General features: G+C 39.7%; 5 protein-coding genes and 2 pseudogenes. 5 read left to right on the top strand and 2 right to left on the bottom strand.

Features of this window, described 5'->3' with window-relative positions:
* The 4 genes and pseudogenes from BM283_RS17170 to BM283_RS20250 form a co-directional block, all read left to right on the top strand.
* Window positions 1-176 (top strand): annotated as a pseudogene (locus BM283_RS17170) (IS1595 family transposase); the annotation flags it as partial.
* A 210-nt stretch (window positions 177-386) separates the two neighbouring features.
* Window positions 387-596: a transposase gene (locus tag BM283_RS20260; RefSeq protein ID WP_254776430.1), complete on the top strand. Its 210-nt coding sequence runs from the start codon at window positions 387-389 to the stop codon at window positions 594-596.
* 7 nt (window positions 597-603) lie between these two features.
* The gene (locus BM283_RS20255) at window positions 604-951 is read left to right on the top strand and encodes a transposase (RefSeq protein WP_254776429.1); all 348 of its coding nucleotides are present in this window, start codon (window positions 604-606) and stop codon (window positions 949-951) included.
* Between the two features lie 30 nt (window positions 952-981).
* Window positions 982-1,398: a transposase gene (locus tag BM283_RS20250; protein WP_254776428.1), complete on the top strand. Its 417-nt coding sequence runs from the start codon at window positions 982-984 to the stop codon at window positions 1,396-1,398.
* 132 nt (window positions 1,399-1,530) lie between these two features.
* Here the strand turns inward: BM283_RS20250 and BM283_RS20745 are convergent, their stop codons facing one another.
* Together BM283_RS20745 and BM283_RS17155 are read right to left on the bottom strand one after the other, a co-directional pair.
* Entirely contained in the window at window positions 1,531-1,710 is a 180-nt protein-coding gene (locus BM283_RS20745; RefSeq protein WP_368086456.1) for a hypothetical protein, read from the bottom strand.
* A 14-nt stretch (window positions 1,711-1,724) separates the two neighbouring features.
* Entirely contained in the window at window positions 1,725-2,405 is a 681-nt protein-coding gene (locus BM283_RS17155; RefSeq protein WP_090695305.1) for a hypothetical protein, read from the bottom strand.
* A 2,417-nt stretch (window positions 2,406-4,822) separates the two neighbouring features.
* On the opposite strand from BM283_RS17155, the pseudogene BM283_RS17140 reads away from it, so the two are divergent.
* Window positions 4,823-5,061: pseudogene (locus BM283_RS17140) on the top strand (IS982 family transposase); the annotation flags it as partial.

The raw sequence follows: 5,061 nt of genomic DNA, 5'->3' as shown, positions 1-5,061 counted from the left end.
ATATTAACGGTATCGAATCTTTCTGGAGTTTCGCAAAAAGACGTTTGGCAAAATTCAATGGCGTGCCTGAGCATACTTTTTATCTTCACTTGAAAGAAACTGAATTTCGTTTTAATCATCGACATGATAATCTCTATCTTCAAATTCTTAAATTATTACGTCTAAACCCGCTTTAACTTCCTAAGACCCTTAAAAATATATTCCTTAAACTAACAGCAGTCCATACGATTATTGCATTCATTTCTTTGGAGTATAACGCGGGGAGAATAAAAGGCTGTATAGATTAGTTTAATTGATAAGTTAAAAGAATATAGAACAGGGGACTGTCGGGAAATTGCCCAGAAATTAAGCGATAATGTGGGAAGTTAAAACCGGGGGATTTTTTGATGAAGAGAAGAGAGCAAGGTCATTTATTTGTTACGCTGGATACACTGGTGCCCTTGGAACATCCTTGTCGCAAACTGGATCAGCTATTACCCTTTGCTGAGCTAAGTCTGGCTTATCAAGGGCTCTATTCATCAAAAGGTCGTAAGGAGAAAGGATTTGAATTTGGTTTACGAGCGATGATCATTCAATTTATGGAAGATTCTCCGTGATCGCGAGATGGAGAATTATCTTCAGGAAAATCTTGCTTGTAAATGGTTTTGTGATATGCATTTAGGAGAAAAGGCACCAGATCACAGTTACTTTGGAGATTTTCGCAAGCGCCTGGGTACCGAAAGATTGATGGATATTTTTTCACAAGTACGAAAAAGTTTGCGTGAAATGGGGCTGATACGGGAAATATTTACTTTTGTTGATGCGAGTCAGTTGATCAGTAAATTAACCACCTGGGAGGATCGGGATCGGGCAATCAAACAAGGGTTGAAACAGTTTAATAATAAAACTGCCGGAAAAGTTGCGGCAGACAAGCATGCGCGCTTTGGTTATAAGGGTAAGAATAAATATTAGTTTGGTTACAAAGAACATGTCTCGTTCGATATGCAAAGTGGTTTAATCAATAAGGTTGCAGCGACTTCTGCCGAAGTGACTGATGCACAGAGTTTTCGGCATGTCTGTCCCAATGGTGGCGCCGTCTACGCTGACAAAGGATATGGTTTGAATCCTGTCAAAACCACACTCAAGCGAAAAGGTTGCCATGACTGCGACTATCAAAAAAACAACATGAAAGAGAAGAACCGCAATAAAGATCGTTGGCTATCAGCCATTCGTGCACCTTATGAACGGGTGTTTGCGCATCGCAATAAAAAAGTTCGCTATCGCGGATTGGTGAAAGTGCAGTTTCAGGTGGGTGTTCGTGCGCTGGTATTTAATCTCAAGCAGCTTATGGTACTAGGTATTGATCGAATTACGTTGTGTCATACACAGGATAAATCCGCCCTCAATATGCTAAATTAGGCAGATTGAGGGTAAAAAAAGCTTCTTTGAGGTAGAGCTTCTACTAATTTTGTGCTTTTCTTGCTTCACTTTACTGGATTCTTTGTTTCTAGCAGTTTATTTGAATTCTCCGACAGACCCAACAGATATACTTCACGCGGTCACATTTGCGGATTTTGGAAACAGTTGAAAATTTGGCTTTAGAAGCGTTTTTATCTGCTCGCTAAAAGTAGAACTGACCTTGCTGAGGCAGTCGTCAATAGCCGCTTTGAATTGACAAAATGATTCGTAATATCGATTGTAAAGGCATTGCTTTGTGGTAAATTTCCACAAGCGTTCGATCAGATTCAAGTTAGGTGAATAAGGTGGCAGGAATGCAGGTCAATCCCTGATTCCAAGGCTTTATTGATCACTTTATCGCATCGCTGATAACGCGCGTTGTCCAGAATCAAAGTGATTGCCGTATCGGCATATAGCCTGCTGATGGTAGTCAGCAATTCCACTGGCGTGTCAGAATTGATACAGGCCTCATTAGTAATCGCAATCAATTCGGAATCTTTGTATGCACCTGATACGTTGTAACGGTTGCGACCCGAGACTGTTTTTAGGAACAGCCGCTCGAAACACCACAGCATGCCCAGGAAAGCGTCCATCACAAAGTGTGCGGCATCGACAAAGAAGACCCGGCGCCTGCCTTGCTTTTCCTCTTCCAGTAAGGACTCAAGCTTGTTGTGTAAAAATTCACTCTGCTTATCCGGGGCGGCTTTAGAGGGGATCAGCGCCATTTTTCGGTATCTCATGCCGAGACGTTTATGCATGAATTCGCGGCAGGCGCTTAAAGCTAATTGAATTCCGGTGAGCTTTTCAATCTCATAGGCTACCTCAGCAACAATATGCGGAGGATGGGCCTGGAAACGTGTTTTGAGTACTTCCGAATAGGGCAGCAATGCACTTCCGGGGCAATGACGTCGGAATAAGCAAAGAGCCGTCACCCCACCTTCGATATACGCCCTCAAATAGCGTGTCACGCTATCTCCGCTGACTCATGCGATGCGGACAATTTCTTGATGAGGCAATTCCAGCGCTTTCAGATAGACAACATGCAATTTTCTCTTTACCACCCCGGAAGGATATTCCGTGAATAGCTGATAAATATGGGCAATTCCTTCTTCCGTAAAATTGGGCCGGAGTATGTGTTGGTAAGAGCTAAAATCCGATATTATACCCACTTCATTTTCCGCATATCTGACCGTACCAAGTATATAAATGCTTGTGGTTTATGCATTTTCTTTTAAATATATTTAAGCCATCTTATTATTTATCACAATTTCTGTGGATAACTATGTGGGTAAGTTGTAAATACTGTTATTAAGATGATTATTTGTAACAATCTTTTCTAGATCGACTAAATTTTAAACATATAATAATATTATTTATTATCAATAACTTGCTATTATATTGATTATTTTTATACTTTTAAATAATACAAGATCCTTTATAAAAATGAGTGTGGATTAATGCAGAATGTCAAGAAATTTTCAATTCGATTGCATCCATGAATGTGAGATTCTACATTCTATAAAGTGAAGGATTCTGCAAGAGGAAAGCTCTATCAGATGAAAAGATTCAGCAAATCTTCGCATCAGAAACCGAGATTTTCCGCCGTGTTGATCGCAGCGATGAACCCGACATACTAGATTCTATACCTACTCGCTACCGTGTGACGGCTGCCGCTTGGTTGGCAGTTGAAGATTTACGTACCATCATGTCAAACGGAGCCGTTTGCCGACACACCAAAATTCTACGTGAATATGGTCTTGATTATAACCGAACCGTGCAATGTCACTACATTCCCTACTAAGGTTCACATCGTCGAGTTAAACCAGCTTCTACTCCTGACTAGTATAGGTTCGGTGACGAATTCAATAACCCTTAAAACTTGTGGTTAATAAATAAGGATCGCTTTATGAAATTTTTTCTTATGAATTGCTTATTGTCATCTCTCTGCTCTCGTTCCTTTTTACTTTTTTGTACCAAGCGCCCAATTTCGAGATATATGAAAGAGTACTCTGTAACAATTTCAAAAAATGACGGTGCAAAATCACAAAATCCTCCCAGCAATGTCTGCAATTATGCACCGTCAAAATACTTCAACAATGGGTACAAATTAAATGACTCAGCTTCGTAAATATGTACTTCACGAAACAAAATCAGTAGCTCAAGCGCTACAAGTAAATTATCCAGCTTTATGCATGCTTTATTCCATTGTACTAAGGTACATGTAAAAGCTTGTAGTGAACAAATAATGAAAACGTTATGAACTATTTCTTAACTAGAAGAATGGTGCACAAAGAAAAGATAAGAGAGAAACAATGTGCACCATGGGAGGAAAATATCCATTGAGGAGCCGATACACACCTGTATAACAAGGAGAGAGGAGGGTTGCAGGTTTATACCCATGCTCTTTTTTAACAATGGATGCGCAAATGATAATTGTTTTCATTTGCAAACGCAACATATTTTCACAAAAATTAAAAAATGGGTGCACAAAGTGAAGAGGGGAGATATTCACATGGCACCACATCAAAAGATCGTAACTATGAAAGTCTGGTACACAACTATAACGACAAGAGGCTATAAATTTATAGCTGTGTACCGTAACCCTTTCAGCAAAGAGTTAACAATAAGAGCTGCAAAAACGATAAAAGTTTCAATGATTTATTTATAAGCTTCTCCTCGCCTCAAGCCAAACGTTATGCTGTAACGCTGATTGGGGGTGTGCACAATGCACCAAAAAAACGGTGCACAAGGGAGTAAAAGAAACAAAACAATTATGCATCGTGAAAAGGCCATGATGAGAAACCGGTACACAACTGCTTGCTGAGGAATCGGGAGAAATAGCAATTGCGTACCGAAATCATATTATTAATATGATTATCGACTAAGAGTTATCTAAACAACAAAAATTTCAATAATTTAAAGATGAGTGGCGTCTAGTCCCAAGCCATTTGCTAAGCTGTAACACTGATTTTGAGTGTGCATAACCAAAACCATTAAATATTATAGAGAGGTTTAAATGAACTAATTCGAGCAATAAATTCAAGCAGTATGGCTACTGGTGTTTGAAGTTATTCTTTTTTTATTTATTATAATAATGGCCCATTTCTTTCAATTGCTATTGGCTGTACTTTACCCATCCGTCGCTCATGCTGATATATCTGTTTCTGTCATTATTGCGGTTACTACCCTCGTTACTGGCGTTGCCACTACGAGGGCGCCTATGCTAGGTGTAATCTCGCCATCATCATCATGGTCTTCAAGTAATGTTACTTAAACCTTTCTAATTAACGTGAGTTCGACATAATAAAAGCTATAAAAGGAATCTGAATTCCTTATGATGAAGTGGTTCTAGAAAAAATTTCATCATGAGAGGAGTGAGATTTGAATGGGTGCTACAACGATTTTTTGTGAGAGTGACGAATTTTGTAAAGAGTTTGAACCACGATGGGAGCAGCACTTATTAGAGTCATCGCTGAAACAGCGTCGGCGGCAAGGAGCGCTGTGTCTAAGCGAAATCATGACCATTATGGTGGGGTTTCATCTATCCGGTTATCGGACATTTAAGCACTATTCCCTGAATGACGTGTTGAGGTATCAGCGGGGTTATTTTCCAGGGTTGGTGAG

It is taken from the genome of Nitrosomonas sp. Nm34, assembly GCF_900113925.1.
Lineage (GTDB): Bacteria > Pseudomonadota > Gammaproteobacteria > Burkholderiales > Nitrosomonadaceae > Nitrosomonas.
Note: the sequence above shows the minus strand (reverse complement) of the source record. Positions and strands in the feature narration are given on the sequence as shown.

Coding starts and splice junctions, on each gene's coding strand:
- BM283_RS20260 (WP_254776430.1), top strand. CDS start 387: ATGAAGAGAAGAGAGCAAGGTCATTTATTTGTTACGCTGGATACACTG.
- BM283_RS20255 (WP_254776429.1), top strand. CDS start 604: ATGGAGAATTATCTTCAGGAAAATCTTGCTTGTAAATGGTTTTGTGAT.
- BM283_RS20250 (WP_254776428.1), top strand. CDS start 982: ATGCAAAGTGGTTTAATCAATAAGGTTGCAGCGACTTCTGCCGAAGTG.